The sequence below is a fragment of the Pyrobaculum ferrireducens genome, from assembly GCF_000234805.1.
GTDB classification, from domain to species: Archaea; Thermoproteota; Thermoprotei; order Thermoproteales; family Thermoproteaceae; genus Pyrobaculum; species Pyrobaculum ferrireducens.
This window is the reverse complement of sequence record NC_016645.1, coordinates 597010-622338: the sequence shown is the minus strand read 5'-3', so window position 1 is coordinate 622338 and position 25329 is coordinate 597010. Positions and strand designations below refer to the sequence as shown.

Sequence of the window (25329 nt, the reverse complement as noted above, 5' to 3'; positions counted from 1 at the left end):
ATTGCCCAGCGCCGCATTGGCGAGATACAGAACGCGCCCACACGCCAGTTTCACGCCGTCTATAAATGCGCAGCGGCGTGTTAAAAACTACGCGGTGTTTAAGACGTAGTACTTGGGCTCTGTGAAGTAGTACATGGTGGACCTAACGCCTTCTCTCCAGCCGAAGCCCGACATCTTAACCCCGCCGTAGGGCAACGCGTCGAAGCGCACCCTCGTGGAGTCGTTTATCATGACGGCCCCAGCCTTGATGGCGCGTGCTATTCTAAACGCCCTTCTGTAGTCGCTGGTGTACACCGCCGCCTGCAGGCCGTACTGCGTGGCGTTGGCGTAGGCCACGGCCTCCTCCTCCGTGTCGAAGGGCACCACCGGCAGGACAGGCCCGAAAACCTCTTCCCTCAGCACGAGGGCGTCTGTATCCTTCTCAAAGGCGATTACCGTGGGCTCGTAGAAATAGCCCCGCCTGTTCATCCGCCTGCCGCCTATCAGCACCTTGCCGCCCTTGGCCACGGCGTCGTTGGTAAACTTCTCCATAGACTTCACCATCTTGTCCGAAACCAGGGGCCCCATGTCCACAGACTCGTCCATGGGGTCGCCCACCTTCAAGGCGGCTACCTTCTCCAGTAGGAGTTTTACAAAGGTGTCGTACACGCTTCTGTGGACGAAGACCCTCTTCGTGGCGTTGCAGTTCTGCCCAGCGTTTTCAAACCTCGCCCTTGCGATGATGGTCGCCGCCCGCTCGAGATCTGCGTCTGGAAAGACCAGCGCCGGGTCTGAGCCGCCGGGGGCCACCATGAACTTCTTGCCTCTCCCCGCGGCCTTTGCCGCCACCTGGAGCCCCACCGCGGTGCTCCCTGTGAAGTTTATGGCGGCCACCTTGGGGCTGTCTATAAACTCGTTGAATACCTCCTCGCCGCTCCCCACCACTACGTTTACCACGCCGCTGGGGAACCCAGCCTTGGCGAAGATCTCGGCCATTTTCAACGCTGTTAGGGGGGTGTAGGACGAGGGTTTGATCACCACTGTGTTACCCGCCGCGACGACGGGAGCCACCTTGTGGGCAAATGTGGAGGCTGGGTTGTTGTAGCTCTGGGCTCCACCCACGACGCCGATGGGCTCCCTGACGATTGCAACTAGGCGGTTTTCATTACCGGGTGGGTATTCATAGGCGTCTACCCGGGGCACCACGCCCTCTAGCACGTATCTCGCCTCCTCGGCGCTGGCCCTAATTATCGATATGGCCCTCACCATCTCGGCCCTGGCGTCTCTTATTGGCTTCCCAGACTCGGCCACCAGCGTCTTGAGTAGCTCCTCTTGACTTTTCTCTAGGAGATCCGCCACCTTGTACAGCAACTTGGCCCTATCTCTCAGGGGCGTCTCTGACCACTTGAGGAAGGCTTCGTACGCCGCGTCTATGGTTGCTCTGATCTCCTCCGCGGTGGCCTGTGGTAGTTCTGCAATTACCTCTTCTGTGGCTGGGTTTATGACGAGGAGTTTAGACATGCCCCTTCTTTATTTTAAATTTTTTAAATCTTTTTTATGTATTTATTAAAATTGTATTTTTACAATTATCTATAATTTAAATTTTTCGAATCATTTATAAATTCCAATGGAGGTGGGTATATGGGGCTGAGAACCGGCCAGCAGTATGTAGAGGGCATCAAGAATAGGAAACACGCTAAGATTTATGTAATGGGTAAGAAGGTGACAGACGTCACTACAAACCTCTTCCTAAAGCCCTCGGTGGAGTCTTTCAAGGCCACGTTCGACGCCGCTTTTCAAGAGGACACGAGAGATCTGGCGAGGGCCTACAGCCCCTACATCGGGGAGGAGGTGAATAGGTTTGTCCACATCCACCAAAGCCCGGCGGATCTCGTGGCTAAGGTGAAGCTTCTGAGGAAGCTGAGCCACAAGACGGGGACTTGTTTCCAGAGGTGCGTGGGCTGGGACGCCCTTAACACCCTCTACATAGTTACTCACAAAATCGCGGCTAGGGAGGGGCGGGCCGAGTATAAAGAGCGCTTTATGAAGTATCTAGAGTACGTCCAGAGGAACGACCTGGCTCTGGCGGGGGCGATGACTGATGTCAAGGGGGTGAGGACTCTGAGGCCCAGCGAGCAGCCGAATCCAGACGCCTATGTGCGGGTGGTGGAGCAGAGAGACGACGGCATAGTGGTGAGGGGGGCCAAGGCTAACATAACGGGGATCGCCGTCGTCGACGAAGTTATCGTCCTCCCTACGAGGGCAATGACTGAGAGCGACGCCTCCTATGCTGTGGCCTTCGCCGTGCCTCTAGACACGCCGGGAGTCACCGTGGTGGTGGGGCGCCAGATAAACGACGCCAGGAGGCTGGAGGGGGGCGATCTCGACGGCGTGCCCTACATGGCTCACCACGAGGGGCTGGTCATATTCGAAGATGTGTTCGTCCCCTGGGACCGTGTGTTTCTCTACAAAGACTGGCGGTGGACCGGGCCGCTGGTGGAGATATTCGCGTCGTACCACAGACAGGGCTATGGGGGTTGCAAGTCGGGGCTGGGCGACGTCATAATCGGGGCTACTCAAGGCCTCGCCAGGGCCATAGGCATCGCTGATAAGCCGGCCGTCGCGGAGAAGCTGGCGGAGATGGTGTTTCTAAACGAGTCTATGTACAGCGCGGGGCTCGCCGCCAGCTGGGAGGGGGTTAAGCTACTGGACGATGGGGGCTGGTGGGTAAACCCCATGTACGCCAACGTGACGAAGCACATGGTGGCGCGGTTCCCCTACGAGGTGGCTAAGATAGCCCACGACATCGCCGGCGGGATAGTGGGCACCGCCCCCAGCGAATTCGACTTCAAAAACGAAGAGATTAGACACCTAATTGAGAAGTATCTGCAGGGCGTCCCCGACATACCCACCGAGGAGAGGCTTAGGCTAGTGAGGCTGTTGGAGAACGTGTCGGTGAGCGTGGGGTACCTGGTGGAGTCTGTACACGGCGCGGGGTCCCCCGCGGCTCAGAAGATTATGTTCACAAGGCTCTACGACTTCCAGAAGGCTGAGGAGATCGCCAAGTCGCTGGCGAGAGTCAAGGTCACCGTCAAGTGGCCTAAGGAGCCGGAGCCGCGGCGGCCTTCCGAGGCTCAAAAGACTTGAACTATAATTAAAATTTTCAAGGAATTATAAATAATGACAAAATAACTTTATAACTTTTTAAATTACGCTCTCTGTGGAGGTTTTAAAATACGACGTAGTTGTAGTAGGCTCGGGACTGGCGGGGCTTAGGGCGGCCGCCGCCGCGGCAGCCGCAGGTGTGGAGGTGGCGGTTTTGACAAAGGTAAGTGGGCCTCGTTCCCACAGCATATCGGCGGAGGGCGGCATGGCCGCGGTGGTTGACCCGGCGAAGACCGGCGACAGCCCGGAGCTCCACGCCTACGACACGGTAAAGGGCGGCGACTACCTGGTGGATCAAGAGGTGGCTGTCCAATTCGCCTACGAGGCGCCGCGGGAGGTTAAGTTTCTCGAGTCTATCGGCGTGCCGTGGAACAGAGATCCCGACGGCTCCTACTCGCTGAGGCTCTTCGGCGGCATGTCTAAGCCTAGGACGCTTTTTGTAAAGGACAAGACTGGGTTCTACATAATGACGGCCCTTTATAAATATGTAAAGGGGCTACCCAACGTCCATCTGTATGAGGAGCACTTCGTCACTAGGATAGTGGTGAGGAACGGCGTGTTCCTCGGTTTCGTGGCGTACGACATGAGGAGGGGCGAGCTGAAGGGCTTTGCCGCGAAGGCGGGGGTTCTGGCGGCGGGGGGCGGGGGGAGGATGTTCCGAACCACCACCATGGGGTATCTAAACACGGGCGAGGTATACGGCTACGCGCTACGGGCCGGCGCCGCCCTTAGAGACATGGAGTTTGTGCAATTCCACCCCACTGCGCTGGTTCCAAGCGGTATTTTGATATCTGAGGCGGCTAGGGCCGAGGGGGGCTACCTGGTGAATAGGCTCGGTGAGAGGTTTATGAAGAGGTACGCCCCGGAGAAGATGGAGCTGGCCCCCAGGGACGTGGTGTCCAGGGCGATCTACACGGAGTGCGCCCAGGGCAGGGGCTTCACCCACGAGTCTGGCCTCTGCTACGTGGGCCTCGACGTGAGGCATATCGACGAGAAGAGGCTAAAGGAGAGGTTGCCTCAGCTCCTCGAGCTCTCCAAGACGTATGCTGGCGTGGACCCGACGAGGGACCTCATACCCGTTAGACCTGCGGCTCACTACTTCATGGGGGGTGTATACACAGACGCCCAGGGGAGGGTCCTCGCGGCAGATGGACGCTGGATAAGGGGGCTGTGGGCGGCTGGGGAGGTGGCGTCCGTAGGCCTCCACGGGGCGAACAGACTGGGGTCAAACTCCCTCTCGGAGTGCGCCGTCTGGGGAAAGTTAGCCGGCGAGGCGGCTGCGCAGTACGCAAAATCCACGCCGTCTACCCCCTCCGGCGTGTTGACCGAGGAGGTGAAGAGGGAGGAGGAGCGGGTCTACGGTCTCGTCAAGCGGGAGAGGGGTGGGGAGACCCCCTCCTCTATTGCGAGGGAGTTGCAGAACATCATGGATGAGGCGGCGGGCGTGGTGAGGCACGGCTCTGAGCTGTCTAAGGCGCTGGGGAGGCTGTCGGCGTTGCAGAAGAGGCTCGCCGACATTAGAATCTCAGACGGGGGGCTTGTCTACAACATGGAGCTCCGCGAGGTTTTGGAGCTGGACGGGGCCGTCCTGGCGGCGCAGACCATACTCACCGGCGCCCTCCTCAGACAAGAGAGCCGCGGTTCCCACTACCGGCTTGACTACCCGCAGAGAGAAGACAAGTCGTGGCTTAGACACACCCTGTACTACCTCTACGGGGGTTCTCTACTCGTGGCGAAGCGGGAGGTAAACATCACGAGGTGGATGCCCGAGGTTAGGAGGTACTGATGGAGGTCACTATCCACATCAAGCGGGGCACCCAGGGACGGCAGTACTACCAAAGCTACAGAGTGGAGGTGGAGAACCCCAACATAACTGTGCTAGATCTCTTATTTAAAGTCAGAGGGATTGACGGGTCGCTTAGTTTTAGATATGCGTGTAGGATGGGGGTCTGCGGGGCTTGCGCTATGGTTATAAACGGCGTGCCGCGGCTGGCGTGCACCGTCAAGCTCTCCGACCTGGGGACCAAGGAGATATTCGTAGAGCCCATCAAAGGTAAAAATATAATTAAAGATTTAGTTACTGATACATAATTCAAGAAAGATTAAAAAAGATTCATTTATGTTAATCTAGTGAAGACGATATTAGTAGTGGGGGGAGGGGCGGCGGGGGCCACCGCCGCGTCCCGCGCCAAGAAAGTGTGCCCAAGTTGCAGAGTGGTTCTGGTGGAGGCGGGCGGCTACATCACCCACGCGCCGTGCGCCATCCCCTACGCCATCGCCGGCCTCTCCGAAGAGGCTCTGTGGCTGTACCAGGAGGAGAGTTTCGAAGTGGAGAGAGGCGTGGAGGTGTACACCAAGACGAAGGTCGTCGACATCGCGGGCGGCAGAGCTAAGCTAGAGGGTCGCCTCGCCGGGTTGCTCGACTTCGACGTGGTGATAGTCGCCACCGGCGCCAGGCCATGGGTGCCGCAGGTAGAGGGGCTGGATAAGAAAGGCGTGGTGGTGCTGAGGGGGGTAGACAGCGTGGAGGAGGCTAGATCGCTACTGAGAGGAGCGGCGAGAGTGGTGGTTGTGGGGGCGGGGTACATAGGGGTCGAGATGGCAGATGTGCTAAACGCAATGGGTAAGAAGGTGGTTTTAATAGACGTGGGGCCCTTCCCCATGTCTAAAGTCCTCGACCCAGACATCGGGAAGCTGGTGGCTAGCTACATGGAGAGCCGGGGCGTGGAGCTCAGAATGGGGGAGAGAATTGAGAGGATTACTGGAGGAGACAGGGTGGAGTACGTAGTCACCGACGGGGGGCGGTACCCGGCGGACGCAGTGATCCTGGCCACGGGGGTTAGGCCAAACGTGGAGCTCGCCGTAAAGGCCGGCGCCAGGATCGGCCCCACGGGCGCCATCTCTGTGAATAAGTACATGGAGGCGGGGCCGCCGGGGGTGTACGTGGCGGGGGACGTCGCCGAGTCTATACACAAGGTGACGGGGGAGCCCGTGTGGATACCCCTAGCCACGTATGCAAATAAGATGGGCTACGTGGCGGGGACAAATGCAGGTCTCGGGGCTAGGGTTGCCGAGTTCCACCCGGTGGCGGGGGCCTCTGTTACTAAATTCGACGAGATGTACATCGGCGCTGTGGGCCTCACCGAGGCAGAGGCGAGGAGGAAGGGCATGCCTGTGGAGAGCTACGTGGTGAAGACCCACGACAAGGCTAGGTACATGAGGGAGCTGAGAGACGTCACGCTGAAGGCGGTGATCTCCCGGGGGAGGCTGATAGGGGTGCAGGCCGTGGGGCTAACCCAGTCGATCTCCGGATATATAGACCTCGCGTCGCAGTTCATCGGGAGGCCGGTGGAGGAGCTCTTCAACGCCGAGTATACCTACATGCCCTTCACCGCGCCGGTGTGGCACCCCCTCGCCGTCGTGGGGAGGCTGTGGCTAAGGCACCACTATAGGTCTAACGGCCCTCCCGCTCCTTAGAGCCTCCACGGCGTCGTTTATCTCCTCCAGCTTGTAGACGGGGCCGGCGAGCCTCTCCGGCTGTAGAAGACCTCTCTCCACCATTTTGATAACTACGGGCAGATCTAGCCTAGGCCTCGCGCCGTAGCTACCCAGAATCTGTATGCCCCCACGGACCACCCTGGCCAGGGCAAGGGGCGTTTTGTGGCCCATCGGCATTAAGCCGACGAGGACCACCCTTCCGCCCAGGGCCGCCATGTCCACTGCCTGTTGTATAGTCTCGTCTGACCCAACTGCCTCGATGACGACGTCTGCCCCTCTCCCGCCTGTCAGCTCCTGCACCGCCTTTACGGCGTCGTCGGATTTCGTGTCCACGACTTCGGCCCCCAGCTCCGCCGCTATTTTAAGCTTTTGGGAATTCCTCCCCACTGCCACCACCCTCGCCCCCACCGCCTTGGCTATCTGGACGGCGGCCAGCCCGACGCCGCCCGTGCCTATAACCGCCACGACGTCTCCCGGGGAGACGGAGCCTGTGTTCACCACCGCGCCGTACGCCGTTAGGTAGGCACAGCCGAGCATGGCTAATTCTCTACGGCCCTTCATAGCCGGCGGCAGTTTAGCCACCGCGGTGGCCGGGACCACAGCCTCCTCAGCCCAGGTACCTCCGAGAAATATCCTAATCTCCTCCCCCGTGCGGCTCCTCAGCCTTGTGGTTCCGTCCAGCAGTACGCCCTTGAGCCGGACTTTTGCAAAATTTTCACAAAGATTTTCCGCCCCCCTTACGCAGTTCTTACAGCGTCCACATGGCCATATGAAGCTAGTGACGACCACGTCGCCGGGTGACACGCTGTCGACGTCGGGGCCTACCTCCTCCACCACCGCCACCGCTTCGTGCCCCGGCACGAGAGGCGGCGGTACGGGTGTGGCGCCTTCGAGTACGTACAAGTCGCTGTGGCACACGCCGGCGGCATGAATCCTCACCTTGACCTCGCCGCGTTGGGGAGGCGCCGCGTCGACGTCCTCCAGCTTCAGTGGCTGGTTGTACTGCCTTAGGACGGCGGCTTTCATCGGCGTGGTTAATACAAAACTTTTTAAATCTTAACTTTTTTATTGTTTTTTAATTATTTTTATAATTATAGATTTTATAGCTTAAACTTTAAAAACCTCCAGATAGAGACACAGGTAATGACGCCTAAGCTCATGTGTACACAGCACCCGGACACCACGGTGAAGATCACCGCGGCCGAGGAGGTGGATGAGGCGTTGGTTGGCCACACCGCCTATGGATGCGACGAAGTTATGATAGACTACGAGGGGAAGACTACGCCCTACTCCCAGCCCAAGGACATAACGGTCAAGGCTAAGGAGGCCGACTTGCCTCTGGGGGAGAAGTTCTTTCTAACCCCCCGGATGCCTAACCCAAGGCTTGAGGAGTTTGAAAGAGCTATGCTGACCCTCGAGGCGGCCGTCCTCGCCAACTACTTCTCTGTGAAGCTGATGGGAAGACAGGCCATTAGGTGGGTGGTACTGCCCATGGTGGCTGATATAGACACGCTTTACCTTGTATACAGGATGTTGCAACACAAGTCGAGAATTTACGAACAGGAATTGGGTATCAAGTGGGAGCCTATAGAAATTGTGCCGCTGGTGGAGGACGCCCACGCCCAGCTGAAGATCGAGGACATGCTCGCCTCCTTTATGAATAAGCTGGAGGAGAAGCCGCAGAGGATCAGGCTGTTCCTGGGCAAGTCCGACTCAGCCGTCAAGTACGGCCACATAGCATCCGCGCTCTCCATAGTGTTGACCTTGGCAAAGACGCCGCAGATAGAGGAGAGGTTCGGCGTGAGGATACACCCCATTCTGGGGATGGGCTCCCCTCCCTTCCGCGGAGGTATAAACAACCCACAGCTGGCGCATTTAGAAGTGCTACAGTACTCTGGTTACTACACAGTAACTATCCAGTCGGCGGTTAGATACGACGTGTCTTATAACGAGTATGTAAATGTAAAGGAGTCGCTACTTGCCGCATGCTGTGTGAGGGGGGTCAAGGCTGTAGATCCGGAGCTTTACCAGATAATTACCCAAGCCAGCTCGAACTACCGGGGAGTAGTTGCGAAATATGCAGACAAGATCGTCGAGGTGGCGCGGCTCGTGCCCCCCACCCGCGACCGCGTCAGCTGGAACGTGTATGGCAGGAGCTTGACGTTGCACGACCGTGTGGTTAACATGCCTAGGGCTATTGTATACACCTCCACGTGGTACGCCATGGGGTTGCCCCCAATTCTGCTCGACGCGCCTACCGTGGTGGAGCTCGCGCGTGGGGATAAACTCGACCTCCTGCTGAGGGCGCTTCCTGCCTACCGGAAGGAGGTTCAGTACGATGCGCAGTTCTACGACCCCGCCATTGCGGAGCGCTACGTCGGCGAGGATTTTGTAAAAATTGTAAACGAGGCTCTTGACTACCTAGATGTTAGAGATAGAGCCGCCGGCACATACCTAGCGCTTCTGCGGATGTATAGAAATGAGTCAAATATAATAGCCATGGCTAAGTACCGCAAGTTCCTTGGCTAAGTAGAATAGAGTATATATACACGTCTCAACTTTATGACATGGAGAAGATAGATGTCTATATTCGGCGGCAACCTATATATGTCACGGAGGGTGCTACTGTGAGAGACGTTGTCAGACTCATGGCTAGTAACAACATAGGTCTCGTGGTGGTGGTAGACAGCGGGAGGAGGCCGGTTGCTGTGGTGTCTGAACGCGACGTGATCAGGGCTCTTGACCGGGGGGTGGGTATGGATGAGAAGGCTGTGAATATCGGAACGAGGGGGCCTCTCCTCACCGCGAAGAGGGGAGACGACGTGTATAAAGTGGTTAAGGCTATGAGGGAGAGGGGTATTAGACATGTGTTGATTTTAAACGACGACGGGACGCTGGCGGGAGTCGTGTCAATCCGAGACTTGATTGAGGACAAGGCGCTGAAGGCTATTGGGGAGAAGGTTTGGTGGCCCCCTCCGGAGGAGTGATGAGGCGGCGTCTGGTAGGCTCGCTGGTCCGTAGGAGGCCCGTCACTATCACCCCAAAAGACACCTTGTTGCAGGCCGCCGAGAAGATGGCCGCGGAGAACGTGGGGGCGCTTGTAGTCGTGGAGGCCGACAACCCCAACAAGCCCGTCGCGGTGATCTCCGAAAGGGACATTGTGAGGGCCATCGCCATGAAGATGCCGCTGTCTACGCCTATCGAGGCTTTTATGTCTACGGGCGTGGTTAGCATAGGCGAGGATGCTGACGTGGATAAGGCGGCTGATTTGATGATAATGCACAACATCCGCCACCTGGTGGTTGTCAACAAAAAGGGGGAGCTCGTGGGGATGGTGTCTATTAGAGACGTGCTCCGAGAGCTTAGATCCCCGGCTAGCCCTTAGTTTTTGATAACTTGTTTATCAATATGGGGACTATTTTGTACAAGTCCTCCACGACGCCGTAGTCTGCGTTTTGGAAGATGGGCGCGGAGGGGTCGTTGTTTATCGCCGCGATGATGCGGCTGTCTAATATACCCGCTATGTGTTGCGGCTGGCCGGAGATGCCGATGGCTAGGTAGAGCTTCGGCTTCACCTTCTTGCCGGAGAGCCCAACCCAGTGCTCCTCCGGTAGCCACTTCAAGTCCGCGGCTATGGGGCGGGAGCAACCCACCTGGCCGCCAAGTACTCTGGCTAGTTCAAAAGCCATTTGGAGATCCTCCTTCTTCTTGAAGCCCCTGCCCACAGACACGATGATCTCCGCCTCCTCTAGCTTAACGGCGCCTCTCGCCTTCTCTTCCACAGACACGATTTTCATCTTAGAACCAACCTGGAGAGCCACTTTTTCGACTGCGGTCTGGACCGCCGGCGGCTGGCCCTGGAACCTGCCCGGCGCAACTGTTACGACAACTGGTGGAGCGGCCTCCACAGCCGCCACGGCCTTGTTGCCGAAGACGTACCTCTCTGCCTTCAACACGCCGCCCTCCACCCTCAGCGAAAGTACGTCTGTCAAGAATTCGGCCCCCAGCCTCTGCGCCACCAGACCCCCCACGGTCTTCCCGTTTTTAGTAGACGGCAACAACACTACCTGGTAGCTCTGGGCGGCCTTGACAACAGCCTCCGCGACCGCGTCGGGTAGCCTCGGATCTACCTCAGCCACCAACGCCCTGTGAGCCACTCCCTTGACGGCCTCGGCTTCCCTTTCGCTGAAGACCAGCGCCGCGACTTCTCCGCCTAGTGTAGAGGCGGCGTATAGAAGCTCCCTGTTGGGGTAGACCACTAGGGCCTTCATATCACCCCCTCCTGTCTGAGGTACTGTATCAACTTCTCAGCCTTCTCCTCCGGCGTGCCGTCTTTAATTACCACCTTCTTCCTCTGTATTACAAGGGGCTTGTAGGCGGCGGCTATCCTGGGCGCCACCTCGACGCCGAGGTCGGCAAGGGTGAGCCTATTCACCGGCTTCTTCATAGCAGCCCTAATCGCTAGCAACGTGGGGATGCGCGGCTGGTTGATCTCCCTCGTCACCGAGACAACAGCCGGTAGCTGAACCTCCACAACCTCCACGTGGTCCTCCAAGTCGCGCCTGGCTATTAGCCTCCCCCCCTCTACCTTCAGCTCTCTCACGTAGGTCACCACGGGCCAGCCCAGCTCCGCGGCGACTCTAGCGGGCATCTGACCTGTGTAGTTGTCGACAGTGGCCTCCCCGGCCAGCACGATGTCCGCGCCTACCTTCTTCACCACGGCGGCCAGCGCCTTTGCCGTGGCCATGTGGCTCGCGTTTAGCAACCTCTCGTCGGCGACGAGGTACGCCTCGTCTAGGCCCATGGCCAGAGCCTCCCTCAACACGTTCTCAGCCTCCTGGGCCTTCTTCTGGAGGGGCCCCCACTTCAGCACAGTGACGGCGTACGCCTTGTCCTGCCCCTTTTGCTTCACCGCCTCCTCAATGGCGTTTCGGTCTATGTCGCTGATTTTCAGCGGGGTTTCCTCTGTCGCCACCGTATCCCTCACCCGGAGCTGGCCCGTGTCGAGCGCTGTCTTGACCAGGACAGCCACCTTCATAGCCCCCCAAATGTGTACCTATTTAAAGAATATATAGCCAAATAGAGAACCGGCCTAGCCCCTCTGGTCAATGGGCACATACCTCAGCCCCAGCGGGCCTGTGTACCTCTCGGTGGGTCTAATTAGGCGGTTTGACTGCCGGTACTCCACCACGTGCGCCACCCACCCTGCCACTCTAGACACGGCGAAGGTGGGGAGATTTAGGTCAACCGGTAGCCCCAGGTATCTGAAGATAACCGCGGCGTAGAGGTCTGTGTTTGGGTATATGCCCTTCTGCGAGAGCTTAGACGTAACGTACTCCTCTAGCTTCTCCGCCAGCTCTACCCAGCGGAAGTCGCCCCTCTCAGCTGCCAGATCTCTGGCGAGGAGGCGCAGTACTCTCAGACGGGGGTCAGGGCCTTTTTTATACAGCCTATGTCCAAATCCAGGGATCCTCCTCCCCTTGGCTAGCTGCTCGTCTACCCAGCTCTGCACCCTCTGGACGCTCCCCACCTCCTCGAGCATCTTGGCCGCGTCGACGTTTGCTCCTCCGTGGAGCGGCCCCTTGAGGCTGGCTATGGCCGCCGTGACGGCGGCGTACATGTCCGCCAGCGTCGAGGCCACCGATACCGCGGTGAAGGCGCTGTTGTTCATGGAGTGCTCGGCGTATATCACCAACATGACGTCGAGGGCCCTCACCTCGCGGGGGGTCGGCCTCTCCCCCCTCACAGCCCAGAGGTAGTACTCCGCGTGGCTCGCCGCCTCGGCCGGGTCGACAGGCCTCTGCCCGGTCCTCAGTCTGTGGAATGCGGCGACGATGTAGGGCATAGCGGCGGTGATCCGCTCCCCCCTCCTCAGCTCAGCCTCAATATCCCTAGCTGACAAGTCTTCGCCTAGGGCCAGCGCCGATACGCCGGTTCTCAACACGTCTATCGGCTCCGCGCTTGGGGGAGCCGACGCCACGATCTCCTCGACGTGTCTAGGCGGCTTTCTGACGCTTCTCAGCCTGTTTTTAAACTCTTCAAGCTCCCTACTACTAGGGAGGCGGCCAAACCAGAGAAGATAGGCAACCTCCTCGAAGCTTGAGTTCAGGGCGAGTTCCTCGAGGTCGTACCCTCTGTAGTATATCTTGGAGTTTTCCAGATCTATATGACATATTTTTGTCTCCTTAATTACAACACCTTCAAGACCTGGGAAGTACATTGCTTGAAGAATACTCCAGCCTTTTGTACAATAATTAGATTAAAGTAGAATCCCATACTTTTCTCTCAAAGTTAATTATAATTATGGTGTAGGCGCTATTCCTGCTAGTTTTGGGTATGGCCGGGCTTCCCATACTGCTCTCAGGCCGCATAGGTATCTTGTCAGTCTCTCTACGCCTATGCCGAAGCCCGCCGTCTGCAGAGGGTAGAGCTCTCTCAACATCTCTAGATACCACTGATACCTCGCCGGGTCCTCCCCGCCTTCTCTAATCCTCGCCGCCACTCTCTCCGGCTCGAATTCCCGCTCAGCCCCGCTAACAGCCTCCCCAAAGCCCTCTGGGTAGAGCATATCGAAATCTCTCAACACCCCCGGCCTCGCCGGATCCTCCCGGTCGTAGAAGCCGCGTGAACCCTTGGGGTAGTCGTATATAAACACAGGCTGGCTGTGTAATGCAGAAAAAAGCCTCTCACACCCCCACTCAAGCTCCGCATCGGGCGGATTCCGGCAACCCAAGGAGTTTACAATCTTCACCACCTCCCCATGGCTGTACCTCCTAAACGGCGGCTTAAACGACGGCAGAGATCTGCCGAACACCTCCTCCAGCTTCTTTCCGTACTCCTCCCCCACGGCCTTAACTACGTAGGCCACGAGGCCCTCCGCCACCTCCATTGCCCTGTGGTAGTCTGCGCCCAGCATCTCCACATCCACCTGCACAAACTCCACGAGGTGTCTCCCGGTGTATATGGAGTCGGGGGGCTCAAGCCTGACGTTGGGGCTTATGAAGTATATCTTGCCGAGGGAGGCGGCCATGTACTGCTTGTAGAGGATGGCGGAGGACATCACCTTATACTCACGGCCGTAGAAGTCAATGGAGGCCTGCCTGGCCCCCCTAATGCCGGGGTCCGTCACGGGGCCGATTATCGGCGGGAGGACTTCTGTAAAGCCCTGGCGGTCTAGAAACTCCCGGATAGCCCTTAGGGCAGCCGCCTGTATCTTGAAGACTAGCCGGTATCTGTCGACGCGGGCCCACCTCCACGAGTACCTAAGCCACTCCTCCAACACCCTACGGTAGCCCTCCCTATCCGCCACAAGCTTCTCAAACTCAACCACAGCAGGGTGAAACCTAGGCTCCAGATAATCCATGTGGGATCTGTAAAATGGTTTTAATTTACGTGTCGTGTAAAAAGTCTATCTCCTTTCCGTAATTTACGTAGGAGTTGTTCTTGGAGACGGGTTTTGTAGGGTGTTTCTACTGCTGTCTTCACGTTGTTTCTGTACGTTTTTTATGGCGCGTGGCCGGTTGTTTTTATATAGAGGTTGGATACTTGGCTCATGGAGCTGGCTGTTGTGTCTGTTTTAGGCGCTGATCGGGTTGGCATCGTGGCTGGTATAGCTTCTGTCCTCGCTCGGCATAACGCCAATATTGTGGATATCGCCCAGACGGTGGTGCAGAACATATTTTCTATGATTATGGTGGTGGACATATCCAAAGCCGACGTGGATATCGCTCAGCTACGCCGGGAACTTGAGGAGGAGGGGAGGCGTCTAGGGGTGATGGTGGCGGTGTACCACATAGATGTGTTTCGCTACATGCAGAGGATATGAGGTTTGACCCCAGGGAAATCGGCGAGGTACTCGAAATGTTGCTGTTTAGGGAGCTCGACATCCGTGCGGTGACGCTCAGCGTAAATACCCTCCCAGCGATGAGGCCGACCGCCGCGGAGACCGTCGAGGCGCTTGGGGAGCTCCTAGAGCCCTACCTCAGGAGACTTAGGCCTGCGGTGGAGAAGGTGGCGTCGCGCCTGGGGGTGAAGATCGTCACGGTTAGGCTGGCGGTATCCCCCGTCTCTATACTGCTGGAGCCTCTGGGGGACGCGGCGTCCGCCGTTGAGATAGCCGTTTTTCTAGACAAACTCGCCGAGAAATACGGCGTCGACTTCGTCGGCGGCTTCTCGGCGTTTGTCCACGCAGGCGTCTCCCAGGGGGATAGGGCCCTGATAGAGGGCCTAGTTGACGGGCTGAACAAAACGGAGCGCGTCGCCGGCTTTCTCAACGTCGCCTCGACGACGACAGGTATAAATCTAGAGGCGGTGAGGAGAGCCGCCGAGCTGGTGCTGGGTCTGAAGCCCCACGCCGCGGCCCGCTTCGCCGTTACCGCCAACCTCCCCGAGGACGTGCCCTTCATGCCGGGGGCCTACCACGGCCTCGGTCTGCCGGACGCGTTGATTAACGTAGCCGTCAGCGGGCCGGGGGTTATAGAGGCTGTGGTGAGGAGTCTGCAAGACGCCGACGTGAGGACGCTCCACGACGCCATGAAGAGAGCCGCGTTTAAAATAACCAGGCTGGGAGAGCTGGTTGGGAGGGAGGTGGCGAGGGAGCTGGGGGTGCCATTTGGGGCTGTGGATCTCAGCGTGGCGCCCTCGCCCAAGGTGGGGGACTCGGTGGCGGCTGTGCTGGAGGCCATGGGTCTGCCGAGGGTGGGGGCCCCTGGCTCGGTGTTCGCCTTGGCGTTGTTTACAGATGCGGTGAAGAAGGGGGGCGCCATGGCTTCCTCCACCATCGGCGGCCTGAGCGGGGCTTTTATACCTGTGAGCGAAGACGCCGTGATGGCCAGCGCTGCGGCGGAGGGCGCGGTGACGTTGGACACTCTCAAGGCCATGGCGGCTGTCTGTAACACGGGGATTGACATGGTTGGGATACCGGCGGAGGCCGGCCCAGACGTGGTAGCGGCTGTGATAGCAGACGTCATGGCGCTTGCTGTACATCTCGACAAGCCGCTGGGGGTGAGGCTGGTGCCGATCCCCGGCGGGAGGCCAGGGGAGTTCTACGACCTCGGCGGCCTCTATGGGAAGGTGGCTGTGGTGGATGTGTCGCGCTACGGGAAAATTCCGCTGATGTCTAGAGGCGGCACGGCTCCCCCCGGCGTGGAGAGGTTGAAGAAAGGTTAATTAAACGGTATTCGGGGAGATTTGTGGCCCTGCACGTAGCCGCCGCGCCTAACGTCGACGCGGAGACCCGGGAGGAGTACAGGAGGATGTATGAGGAGGCCCTGGGCAAGTACTTGGGTGGTGCCAACTTTATCCTCGTCTTGACTGGGGGGTCCGAGCCTGAGATTTTGTCGGCGGCTGGGGATTACAATATTCTGCTGGCGTGGCCTCACTACAACGCCTTGCCCGCCGCCTTGGAGGCCGCCTCGGCGCTGAGGGCGATGGGGAGGTTTGTGGAGGTTGTCCAGCTGGAGGGCCCCGGGGCGCCTCCGCCTCTGGCCAAGGTGGAGAGGCTGGTGAGGCTTGTGGATCTGCTCAGGCGGCCGCCTAGACTTGCGCTGGTAGGCGCCCCCAACAAGTGGCTGGTGTCCTCCGACCTGTCAGGAGGCCCCAGCCTGTTTATTGACGAGGAGGGGGTGTATAGGCGGAGTCTGGAGGTGAGGGCGGGGAGCGAGGCCGAGGCGCTGGTGGCCGGGGCTGTGGAGAGCGGCTTCGGCACCGGGGAGCTTGAGCGCCCGCTCGCCTATGCTAAGGCTATACGGGAGGCGGCTGGCGATGTGGACGGCTTGACTCTGGGCTGTTGGTGTTTTGACTTCGGCAAGGTGAGGGAGCGCGGCTGGACGCCCTGCATATCTCTGGCTGTACTCAACGACTGGGGGGTGACGGCGACGTGCGAGGGTGATCTCAGGGCGCTCTACTCGGCTGTGGTTTTGAGGCGGCTCTCGGGGAAGCCGGCGTGGATTAGCAACGTCAACATGGTCACCGATAGCGGCCTCTTGCTGACGCACGACGGGGCGCCCCCCTCCTTTGGGAAGTATTCCATAGTACCTAGGATGGCAACGAAGGCCGTGGCGGCTCTGAGGGTGGAGGTGCCGCCAGGCATGCCCATTACGCTTCTCAGAGTATCCGGGGACTTGAAGAGGGCAGTCCTCTTGAGGGGACTCACCGACGTGGCCCAGAGGGTAGAGGCTTGCAATACTCAGGTGGCTGTGAAGTTGCCAGATGGCGCGGGCCGCGCCGTGTTGAAAGCCGGGCTTGGCAACCACCTCGCATATGTGCTAGACGACGTGTATGAGGAGGCCAGGGCCTACCTGGAGTACCTAGGCGCTACCGTAGTGCCCTGAGTCTAGAGATGAAAAACGCCTCGCTTCTGTGGATGTGGGGGAAGGTCCTCCCCCCTACCCCCCCCCTACCGTAGGGATCTGCGAGGTCCTCGAGAGGTTTCTCGGGGGCCGCCTCGACGCTCCCCACCACCTCCTCGCCTTCCTCGGGCAGGATGCTACACACCGCGTACACCACCTCCCCCGCCAGCTCCAAGGCGTTTTTCAACAGCTCTCGCTGAATTCTGCTGTACCTCGGCGCGTCCTCCAGCCTGGGGTAGATCTTAACGGCGGGTTCCTTGGTGAAGGCGCCGCTGGAGGTGCAGGGCGCGTCTAGGAGGGCCTTGTCGAAGAGCCGCGTCTTTAGCTTTCTGGAGTCGGACCTCACCACCTCCACCGCGTCTCCGGCGCCGACGCGTCTCAACAGTTGCTTCATCCTAGCCACCCGTTTCTGCGAGAGGTCAACCGCCACGATCTTGGCCCTGCCCTCAGCCAGCTGTGCTACTAGGCTTGTCTTCATGCCCGGGGCGGCGGCGAGGTCCACAATCCTGTCTCCGGGCTCCGGCTTGAGGGAGAGGACGGCGTACACAGAGGCGAGGTCTTGGGGTATCGCCACGAAGCGCCTCACCGCCTCTAGGTACTGAACCGGCCTTTTAGAGCTCTTAAGCAACACTGCGAATGGTATTCTCGGGTGCGTCTCCACCTCGGCCTCGGCCTCCAGAATCTTCAAGGCCTTGTCCACGTCGGCCTTTAGGGTGTTTATCCTAAGCCAGATCCAGGTCTTGTTCCCCGCGTCTAGAAGCTTCTCCACCTCCTCCGCGGGCAGGTGGCTGAGCAACGTGGCGACTATCTTGGGGTGGTAGCTGTACTTTATGGAGAGGTACCGCGCCGGGTCCCCCCTAAGGCTCTCCACCTCCCGGAGCACGTCCCCGGGCGCGGCGAGGGCCCTCTTAAGCAACCTCTTCCTAAAGCGGCTCACCATATCTCTGTTGTAGAGCATCTGATCCGCCTTGTAGATAAACCACGCCTTGGCCACCGCCTTCGCCCCAGAGGAGCCGAATAGCCGGGAGGCGGCGAATTTCAGAAAGAAGTAGTGCCTAACCGCGTCGAAGGAGACGTCGTAGAACACCTTGAAGCTGTCCAGCGGCCTCCACCCCCTCTTGACCTTCTGAAAGGCGTAGTCCAGGGTGAGGCCGCGCTCCGCCACTTCGTATATCACCCGGGCCGTGAAGGCGACTAGCTCGCCGGGCGTCCACTTCACAAGAAAGCCAGCTCCACCTCCAGCCTCTCTAGGTCAATCACTGCGTAGGTTGACCTTCCCGTGAGGCATCCGCACAGCTCGCCGGGGTTTACCACGAGCGTCTTCCCTCTACGCTCCACAGCGGCCTGGTGGGTGTGGCCGTATATCACCACGTCGTATATGCCGGACTCCACGAGGGCCTTCAGCAACACAAGCGACGTGCCGTGGTACACTGCTATCCTCCTACCCCCGGCCTCCAGCTCGGCGGCATCCCCCGCTATCTCGACCCCGTACCTCCTCGCAGTTTCTAAGAAGTAGGGCTTCTCCCCTTCGTTGTTCCCCCAGACGCCTACTATCCTCACCCCCTCGCCGACAGCCTCTCTTAGAAACTTCGCCGTGAAGGGGGAGACCCAGTCCCCGGCGTGTAGGACAAGCGACGCCCCCCTCCTCCTCGCCTCCTCACCGGCCTTCTTGACCGCGGTTATGTTGTCGTGGCTGTCCGACAGCGCGACTACGAGCATTAATCAACCTGGACCCCCAGCACCTTTTGGAAAAATTCGATAGCCTCCTCCCTAGTCACGAGTTGCCTCTTCCCCACCTTACCCCTCCTACGCCTCCTGAGCTGGACCCTCAGCCCCGGCTTAGCCAGCTTTACACATACGTCCATTCCCCAGATGCCCACTGCTGGGTCGTACTTGACGCCGGGCAACAGGATGTGTTCCTTTATGCCGAAGCACACGTTGCCTCTGTCGTCGAAGCTTGTCTTCTTGACTCTGTTGTTAACCGCCTGTAGCGCGCGCATTAGGAAATCCACGGCTTGGTCACGCCGCAGGGTCACGGCGACGCCTATCGGCTCCCCCTTCCTAATCCCGAAGTCCTTAATTGAGCGCTTCGCCCTCCTCTTAGAAGGCTCTGCTCCTGTCAAGTCTTTCAACAAATCCGCGGCTTTTTCAAGCTTCTCCCCGCCTGTCCCCACGCCGATGTTGACCACCACCTTTTCAATAAATATTCGCTGCATAGGGTGGTCCTTGACGAGCACAAGCTCCCTCCAGCTGGGCATGGGGGTTGGGAGGTGGCTCTTTAAAAAACTTTTCCTAGAAGACCAGCGGTATCTCTCTCTTCTGGGCGGTGGCCACGGCCTCCACGGGCTTGAAGAGGGCCTCGAGGTTCTTCTCGATGAGGAAGGCGTATTTAGAGGCGTGTTCCTGTAGCTTTGCGGTGTCTATCTGAATCTCGGCGAGCTTCGCCACGGCGTTTATCAGCTTCAGGGCGGCGCCGACGTCAGGCCCCACGCGGCCCACCAAGTCGTTTAGTATAAGCATGACGTCGCGGTGAGTCGAGATCTTGCCGCTGTCAACCAGCCTCTTGATAGCCGTGAGGAGTCTAGACTCAGCTATGAGGAGGGCGCCGTCTATATTCCTCCCAAGCACCGCGTCGAGATACGCACCTTCAAGCCCCGCGACGGTGGCCTCTTTTATGGGCTCAAACCCGTACTGCTTAAACTTCTCCACTAGATCCTCCTCAGTTACGAAGTATACGTTGTCGCTCTCCCTCTCGCCGGCGGCCGGCATGGAGGAGAGGCAGACGACTAGCTTCACCTTGTTCTCCTCAGCCCAGTCGAGCACCTTGTGTATAAACTCTGCATATATCTGCGGAGGGATAGGCACGTGTTGTCTAATCGCCACTATCCCAGCCTCACGTGAGTAGAATATGCGGTGCGGCAACTTCGCGGCGCCGTTGACCACCGCGATGACCGGAGGCATCTCGGTGATCCTAATCGCGCCTATCTCCTCCATCTTCAACGCATCGATTAGGTATTCAACCGCCACGACGCCAGCCAGGGAGGGCTCGGGACATGCCATGACCAGTATATTCCTCTTGTCTCTAGGCAACCCGCTTATCTTAACTTCAAGACGCATACCTATAGATCACCACCACTTTATAAATCAATGGCCCCTTCCCCGCCCCAAAATTTAAAAAGCTACACCCCACTAGCGCTATGCCTAAGGCGGTGGCGTTTCACGGCTACAGAAGCTCGCCTTCAAACATCAACTGGCTGACAAGGCCGCTCGCCGAGAGCGGCTTCGAGGTTGTGGCGCCCTCTATAAGAGATGTGGAGGACGGCTACGAGGCCGGTGTGAGGGAATTGCCGGTGGCGGTCGCCGCCGGGCACAGCATGGGGGGCACCGTTGCCCTCCTCCTCGCGGCGAGGAATCCAGGCTCTGTCAACTGCGTAGTCGCCGTGGCGGCGCCGGTGGACAGGAGGCTTCAGCTCCAGTACCTACTCCAGTCAGACGACCCCTACATGAAGAAGCTGGCTAACCACCTGGCTTCTCTTGGCGGCAAATTGGAGCAGACCTCGCCGTCCCGCTATATAGGCAACGGGATGCCCCCGGTTCTCTACATCAGAGGCTCCGCGGACAACGTAGTGCCGAGGATACACGTCGACATCCTCGCCGGCTTGTCAGACAAGTTAAACTTCCCACTGGAGGTTGTGGAGATCGAGGGGATGGGCCACTCCCCCCAGAGGGAGGAGCACGTCGACAGAATTGCAGACGCCGTGAAAAAATTCGTGAGTAGGTGCGGCTCTACCCAATCTTAGGCAGTACCCCCCTGGCGAAGAGCTTCGATAAGAGGGACTTATCCACTTTGTATATGTGGAGGGCGACCTCGGCAATCAGCCTGTCGCTTGGTTTACATTTCTGGAAGCCCATCCTGAGGCAGTATGTGTATTTCATAATTTTGAGGTTTTCGGCGCTTCTTATCCTCCCCAGCGCGATGTCCTCAGCTATTTTGTAGGCGCTGTAGAATGCGGCGTAGTTTACCAAGCGCTCCGACAGCTGTGGGTACACAGTCTCGTAGATCTTCAAAGCCTTGGTTAGCAACATCTCTGGGTAGTAGCCCAAAACCGCCCCCGTGAACACGAGCCTGAGGACTCTAAAGACTCTGTCCTCGGCTGATTTCCCCTTCACCTCCTCCGTCTTCCTCGCCAGCGCCTCCTTAAGCTCGGCGGGCAGGACCTCGCCGACGTTGCGTATAATCTCCACAGCCTCGACAGCCCTGTTCTCGATGTAGAAAATGTCGTCGTAATCCCCGGCGGCGAGGACACCTGCGCCGTAGATCCCTACTAGATACACCGTGGCTATCTCCTTGTCGTAAATCCCCTCTTTCGAAAGGCCGCGGAGGGGCTCAACCCCCTTCTCCCTGTACACCTCCTGGAGCTCGGCGACCAGCGCGGAGCGGGAGGTGATAAGCCCGTTGAGGACGCGCTCTAGTAGTACAAGGGCGGCCTCTATCCTATCTTTGTGCAGTTGCCTTGCCGCCTCCATCCTTCGCCTCTATAACTATCCGTGTGGGCAGGGGCAACTTTGACGAGGCGCGTCTCAGCGCCTCCTTGATGTGGGCCATGTGCTCCGGCTTAAACTCGGCGTAGAATATGACCTCCCCCGGCTCGACCCTCGCCGCCCTCCCCGCCGGCGATCCGAAGGCCAGCCTCATACCCTCTTGTAGACGGTCTGCGCCCGCCATTGCCAGCATTCTATTCTCCCTGAGGACGTGGTGGGGAATCACATTAAGCCTGAGGTAGTAGTTGGCGTCCCCCACATACTTGGTCAAGTACTTCGAGGCCATCTGCCTCGCCGCCTCCAGCGCCTGCATCCTGATCTGGCCCCGCTCCTCCACCACGAGCTTAGCCACCATGGTGAAGGCCGCCCGGGCCGCCGCGCTTGTGGTGCCCATGTCAAACTTGGGGATCTGGATCATCGGGGCGCCGTGGATGTAGTCTTCCCTCGTGTAAGGCGGTCCCTTAATCCGCCGGTAACACCGCGCCGGCCTAACTGGCATACGACAGAGATGGGTGTATAATATAAACTTTATCCAGCCGCCGGGCCTACCCCTGCCTCCTCGATATCAACTTCATAGCCGCTTGCACCAAATCTCCCTTCGCCTCTATGAGGGCCTTCACCACCTCCTCCCTCGGGGCCCCCGTCTGCTCCGCCACGAGCGCGATGTCCTCCTCACTGGGCACGTACTCAGAGGCCTGGGGCTGGGGCTGTTGTTGCTGCTGGGCTACCCTCTGGACTGAGCCCTCTGCCGTCTGTATCTGGTAGACCAGCATCTTGTTAGGCATTTTCATCAGAGCCACGGTGGGGTTGTTGATGCGGAGGACCTCCCCCGACTTGAGCCTAATCTCTACATAAGCCGCGTCCACCTCCTCCACCTTGATACCCATCCTCTTGAGAAGCCGCTCCAAATCGCGGGGGTTGGAGGGGATCATGCCAGCGCCCTCTTCACAGCCTCTATTAAAGTCTTGACGTCGCCTGTGTACACCCCCTGGGCGAAGGTCTTAGAGCCGCCTCCTCTGAACCCCACCTCCCGCATCGCCTTGACAATCGGCGCCACGTCGACGCCTCCCGTAAACACCGTGGCCCTCCCCCCGCCCACCACAAGCAGAACCAGATCCTTGTCGCGGCCCGTGGCTATCTGCGCCACCCTCTTGGCCAGCTCCTCGTCGTCTAGCTCCAAGACGGCTAGCTTGTAGCGGCCGGCGGATTCAGTCCTCAGGCTCTGCGCAAGCCCGGCGGCGTAGAGCTCCGCGTAGCGGCTCGCCCTCCTCTCAGCCTCCTCCGCCCTCTGCAACAGCCTCCTCACCGAGTCCACCACGTCGTCCCTCCTCCCCCCGGCCAGAGAAGCCGCCTCGGCCACCTGCCGCTCCAGCTCCTGGACGTAGGCAAGGGCGTGGAGCCCCGTGGTGAATATGAAGCGCACCACGCCGTCGGCGATGCGCTCCACCTTCTGAATCTTGATGAGGCCGACCTCACCCGTGGATTTGAGGTGGGTGCCTCCGCACGCCTGGACGTCGAATGGAGCCTCGTCGGGGCCTATCTGCAACACCCTGATCTCCCTCGCCGGCACCACCCCGCCTTGGTACAAGACAAAGCCGTACTTCGCCTCCGCCACGTTGCGGGGGACAACCCTGGCATACACCGGGAGGTTCGCCTGCACCACAGAGTTAGCGAGCCTCTCAATAGCCGCCACCTCCTCCGGCGTGGGGAGCTTGAAGTGGGTCACGTCGAGGCGGCTGGAGGGGATGTCCTTCTGCGCCCCCGCCTGCCATATGTGGGGCCCCAGCACCCTCCTAATGCTCTGGATAAGGACGTGCGTGCCTGTGTGCATCTTCATGAGGGCGTACCGCCTCTCCCAGTCGATCTCCCCAACCACCTCGCCCCCCTCCGGCGGGGCCCTCCCCTCGACGACGTGCACAATTACGTGCCCCACCCTCTGGACGTCGACGACCTTCGCCTCCCCGCCGTCGAACTTGAGCACGCCGACGTCCGCCGGCTGGCCGCCGCCCTCTGCGTAAAACGCCGTCTGGTCAAGGATAACGTACCTCCCGTCTATCACCCTCAGAACCCTCGCCTTGAAGTTCTTCATGTAGGGATCCTCGTAGAAGAGCTCCCTAGTCCTCGGCAGGTCGACAACCTTAGCCATCTCCACCAGCGTCTTCTCCTCATGCCTCTCCCTTCTGGCGTGCCGCGCCGCCAGCCTGGAGTAGAAGTCGTCGGGTATCCTAACCTCAACCCCGAGCGATTTCGCCGCCTCCGCCACCACTTCGGGCGGGAGGCCGTAGCTGTCGTACAGCGAGACTAGGTCGTCGGCGTCGAAGCCAGACCTCCCCCGCCTCCTCGCCTCGTCAAGCGCCTTCTTCACCACCCCCGGGGCCGACTTCAATACCTCTCTGTACTTCCTCTCCTCGATATCCACCAGCTCGAGGATGAGCCCCCTCGCCTCCCACACCTCCGGGTAGTCGCCCCTCAGCTCCTTGAGGTGCATATCGAAGAGCTCCACCAGAGGCGCCTCCACCCCAGCCAGCCTCAAACTCCTCAGCGTCCTTCTGATGAGGAGGCGGGCGAGGTACCCCGCCCCGCTGTTCGAGGGGATGACGCCGTCTGCGATCATCCACGAAACGGTCCTGCTGTGGTCGGCCAGCACGTACAGCGCCTCCTGCGGCCTAAACACCTCCCTCAGCCACTTGGGGTCGACGCCGATCTTCTCCGCAATTACGTCGTAGGCCTTCTCAAGCCCGATAACCTCGGGGTCCATCTGTCCGAAGTAGATGGAGGCCCTCCCCATGACGTCCACGGGAGGCTCCGGCACCCCCAGCCGCCTCCTGGCCCTATCCAGAAACGGCCCGAACACAGCGTCGTATATCGTCGGCGTCCCCTTCAGAAGCCAGTAAATCCTCTCAAGCCCGTAGCCGGTGTCCACGATCTTCAGGGGGAGCTCCACGTACCTCCCCTCCTTAACCTCGTAGTGCATAAAGACGAGAGTCGCCACCTCCAGACCCCTTATCAAAACCTCGAAACACTCCCCGGCGTTCCCCCCGCCCTCCCACACAGACTCCTTAAACGTAATCTCCTCCGGCGCAATGCCCAGCTCCTCTGTGAAGAACCGGTACGCGTACTCAGTCGTCTCGTCTATCCAGTAGACATACCGATCGGGGTAGTTAAAGGCGTGGTGAGCCATCATCTCGAAGCCGGTGAGGTGGCGGCCGCTCCTCCCAACCTTGTCCACGTCGGTCAGCCGGATGGAGGGCTGGGAAATCGCCAGGGGGTTCGCCGGCGGCGGCACCGCCCCGCTCGTCACCCACGGCTGGAAGTCGTAAATCGACGCCCCGACGAGATAGACGTCGTCCCTCCACCTAGCCACAACCGGATACCTCCTAATCCTGACGTGGCCGTGCCGCTCGAAGAACCGCAGAAACCTCTCCCTAAGCTCCCCAAGCGACTCCACCGACACCTTCGCCGGGGGGTTCCCAATGAAGCCGTACGGCACGCAGGGCTGGTCGCCGCAGTAAACCTGATCCACCCTCTTCGTCCAGAAATAAGACCTGCAGAGCGGACACTGCTTCCTCAAGAAGCCAGATCTCTCCAGAATCTTAGCGCTCAACATACCCCACACCTCCAACTCCCTATAAATGCATTTACAACGCCGCGCCACAGACACGCCCCCACCAACGCAACACCACAAGGAAACAAAAACCAGCGGCTATCAACCAAAAATCGGAAAGGCGCAAAAACCGCCTAGTGTACAGAATATTGCTTAGACCCGACCAGCTCCAGAAGAAGCTCAATCTCAAGC

The 25329-nt window shown here is 59.2% G+C and carries 25 protein-coding genes; 11 read left to right on the top strand and 14 right to left on the bottom strand.

The features are described from left to right. Positions 1-87: 87 nt before the first annotated feature. Entirely contained in the window at positions 88-1500 is a 1413-nt protein-coding gene (locus P186_RS03370) for an aldehyde dehydrogenase family protein (RefSeq protein WP_014287997.1), read from the bottom strand. A 120-nt stretch (positions 1501-1620) separates the two neighbouring features. On the opposite strand from P186_RS03370, the gene P186_RS03365 reads away from it, so the two are divergent. From P186_RS03365 to P186_RS03350, 4 genes are all read left to right on the top strand, one after another. Further along, positions 1621-3126 (top strand): 4-hydroxyphenylacetate 3-hydroxylase family protein, encoded by a 1506-nt coding sequence (locus tag P186_RS03365; RefSeq protein WP_014287996.1) that lies wholly within the window; start codon positions 1621-1623, stop codon positions 3124-3126. A gap of 73 nt (positions 3127-3199) precedes the next feature. Further along, complete coding sequence (locus P186_RS03360; RefSeq protein WP_014287995.1) at positions 3200-4930, top strand: succinate dehydrogenase/fumarate reductase flavoprotein subunit; 1731 nt, start codon at positions 3200-3202, stop codon at positions 4928-4930. Next, positions 4930-5235, top strand: a complete 306-nt coding sequence (locus P186_RS03355) for a 2Fe-2S iron-sulfur cluster-binding protein (protein ID WP_014287994.1) — start codon at positions 4930-4932, stop codon at positions 5233-5235. Before P186_RS03360 ends, P186_RS03355 begins: the two co-directional genes overlap by 1 nt. Positions 5236-5274: 39 nt before the next feature. Then, a complete protein-coding gene (locus tag P186_RS03350; protein ID WP_014287993.1) occupies positions 5275-6621 on the top strand; it encodes an FAD-dependent oxidoreductase in 1347 nt (448 codons plus the stop codon). Here the strand turns inward: P186_RS03350 and P186_RS03345 are convergent. Beyond that, a complete protein-coding gene (locus P186_RS03345; RefSeq protein ID WP_014287992.1) occupies positions 6580-7668 on the bottom strand; it encodes a zinc-binding dehydrogenase in 1089 nt (362 codons plus the stop codon). The genes P186_RS03350 and P186_RS03345 overlap by 42 nt on opposite strands. 117 nt (positions 7669-7785) lie before the next feature. Here P186_RS03345 and ppcA point away from each other — a divergent pair, with 117 nt between their 5' ends. The 3 genes from ppcA to P186_RS03330 are packed head-to-tail and all read left to right on the top strand — an operon-like array spanning position 7786 to position 10027. Then, the gene (gene ppcA, locus P186_RS03340; protein ID WP_148682674.1) at positions 7786-9171 is read left to right on the top strand and encodes a phosphoenolpyruvate carboxylase; all 1386 of its coding nucleotides are present in this window, start codon (positions 7786-7788) and stop codon (positions 9169-9171) included. A gap of 38 nt (positions 9172-9209) precedes the next feature. Beyond that, positions 9210-9629 (top strand): CBS domain-containing protein, encoded by a 420-nt coding sequence (locus P186_RS03335; RefSeq protein ID WP_014287990.1) that lies wholly within the window; start codon positions 9210-9212, stop codon positions 9627-9629. After that, positions 9629-10027 carry a CBS domain-containing protein gene (locus P186_RS03330; RefSeq protein WP_014287989.1) on the top strand — a complete coding sequence of 133 codons (399 nt, stop codon included), beginning with the start codon at positions 9629-9631 and terminating at the stop codon, positions 10025-10027. The genes P186_RS03335 and P186_RS03330 overlap by 1 nt, the downstream gene beginning before the upstream one ends. On the opposite strand, the gene P186_RS03325 is transcribed toward P186_RS03330, so the two are convergent. The 4 genes from P186_RS03325 to P186_RS03310 form a co-directional block, all read right to left on the bottom strand. Further along, positions 10017-10913 (bottom strand): electron transfer flavoprotein subunit alpha/FixB family protein, encoded by an 897-nt coding sequence (locus P186_RS03325; protein WP_014287988.1) that lies wholly within the window; start codon positions 10911-10913, stop codon positions 10017-10019. The genes P186_RS03330 and P186_RS03325 overlap by 11 nt on opposite strands. Further along, a complete protein-coding gene (locus P186_RS03320) occupies positions 10910-11680 on the bottom strand; it encodes an electron transfer flavoprotein subunit beta/FixA family protein (protein ID WP_014287987.1) in 771 nt (256 codons plus the stop codon). Before P186_RS03320 ends, P186_RS03325 begins: the two co-directional genes overlap by 4 nt. 54 nt (positions 11681-11734) lie before the next feature. Next, entirely contained in the window at positions 11735-12862 is a 1128-nt protein-coding gene (locus P186_RS03315) for a citrate synthase/methylcitrate synthase (protein ID WP_014287986.1), read from the bottom strand. 81 nt (positions 12863-12943) lie between these two features. Beyond that, a complete protein-coding gene (locus tag P186_RS03310; RefSeq protein ID WP_014287985.1) occupies positions 12944-14005 on the bottom strand; it encodes an asparagine synthetase A in 1062 nt (353 codons plus the stop codon). A 189-nt stretch (positions 14006-14194) separates the two neighbouring features. Here P186_RS03310 and P186_RS03305 point away from each other — a divergent pair, with 189 nt between their 5' ends. Genes P186_RS03305 through P186_RS03295 form a run of 3 tightly spaced genes read left to right on the top strand, consistent with a single transcriptional unit; the run spans position 14195 to position 16973 of the window. After that, complete coding sequence (locus P186_RS03305; protein WP_014287984.1) at positions 14195-14467, top strand: ACT domain-containing protein; 273 nt, start codon at positions 14195-14197, stop codon at positions 14465-14467. Further along, positions 14464-15810, top strand: coding sequence for a PFL family protein (locus P186_RS03300; protein ID WP_014287983.1), 1347 nt, complete (start codon positions 14464-14466; stop codon positions 15808-15810). The genes P186_RS03305 and P186_RS03300 overlap by 4 nt, the downstream gene beginning before the upstream one ends. Before the next feature lie 23 nt (positions 15811-15833). Next, positions 15834-16973, top strand: coding sequence for a fucose isomerase (locus P186_RS03295; protein ID WP_014287982.1), 1140 nt, complete (start codon positions 15834-15836; stop codon positions 16971-16973). Here the strand turns inward: P186_RS03295 and P186_RS03290 are convergent. Genes P186_RS03290 through P186_RS03275 form a run of 4 tightly spaced genes read right to left on the bottom strand, consistent with a single transcriptional unit; the run spans position 16957 to position 20108 of the window. Continuing rightward, on the bottom strand, positions 16957-18210 hold the full coding sequence (locus P186_RS03290) for an RsmB/NOP family class I SAM-dependent RNA methyltransferase (protein WP_014287981.1): 1254 nt from the start codon (positions 18208-18210) through the stop codon (positions 16957-16959). The two genes, P186_RS03295 and P186_RS03290, sit on opposite strands and share 17 nt — an antisense overlap. Next, entirely contained in the window at positions 18207-18710 is a 504-nt protein-coding gene (locus P186_RS03285) for a metallophosphoesterase (protein ID WP_014287980.1), read from the bottom strand. Before P186_RS03285 ends, P186_RS03290 begins: the two co-directional genes overlap by 4 nt. Further along, on the bottom strand, positions 18710-19249 hold the full coding sequence (locus P186_RS03280; RefSeq protein WP_014287979.1) for a 50S ribosomal protein L5: 540 nt from the start codon (positions 19247-19249) through the stop codon (positions 18710-18712). Before P186_RS03280 ends, P186_RS03285 begins: the two co-directional genes overlap by 1 nt. A 34-nt stretch (positions 19250-19283) precedes the next feature. Then, positions 19284-20108 carry a proteasome assembly chaperone family protein gene (locus tag P186_RS03275; RefSeq protein ID WP_014287978.1) on the bottom strand — a complete coding sequence of 275 codons (825 nt, stop codon included), beginning with the start codon at positions 20106-20108 and terminating at the stop codon, positions 19284-19286. 80 nt (positions 20109-20188) lie between these two features. Between P186_RS03275 and P186_RS03270 the strand changes: the two genes are divergently transcribed. Further along, entirely contained in the window at positions 20189-20791 is a 603-nt protein-coding gene (locus tag P186_RS03270) for an alpha/beta hydrolase family protein (RefSeq protein WP_014287977.1), read from the top strand. Here the strand turns inward: P186_RS03270 and P186_RS03265 are convergent. Genes P186_RS03265 through alaS form a run of 4 tightly spaced genes read right to left on the bottom strand, consistent with a single transcriptional unit; the run spans position 20778 to position 25140 of the window. Continuing rightward, entirely contained in the window at positions 20778-21518 is a 741-nt protein-coding gene (locus tag P186_RS03265; RefSeq protein WP_014287976.1) for a DUF2192 domain-containing protein, read from the bottom strand. The genes P186_RS03270 and P186_RS03265 overlap by 14 nt on opposite strands. Continuing rightward, positions 21487-22032, bottom strand: coding sequence for a 50S ribosomal protein L16 (locus tag P186_RS03260; RefSeq protein ID WP_014287975.1), 546 nt, complete (start codon positions 22030-22032; stop codon positions 21487-21489). The genes P186_RS03265 and P186_RS03260 overlap by 32 nt, the downstream gene beginning before the upstream one ends. A gap of 46 nt (positions 22033-22078) precedes the next feature. Beyond that, positions 22079-22465 carry a nascent polypeptide-associated complex protein gene (locus P186_RS03255; RefSeq protein ID WP_014287974.1) on the bottom strand — a complete coding sequence of 129 codons (387 nt, stop codon included), beginning with the start codon at positions 22463-22465 and terminating at the stop codon, positions 22079-22081. Next, a complete protein-coding gene (gene alaS / locus P186_RS03250) occupies positions 22462-25140 on the bottom strand; it encodes an alanine--tRNA ligase (RefSeq protein ID WP_148682673.1) in 2679 nt (892 codons plus the stop codon). The genes P186_RS03255 and alaS overlap by 4 nt, the downstream gene beginning before the upstream one ends. Between the last annotated feature and the right edge of the window lie 189 nt (positions 25141-25329).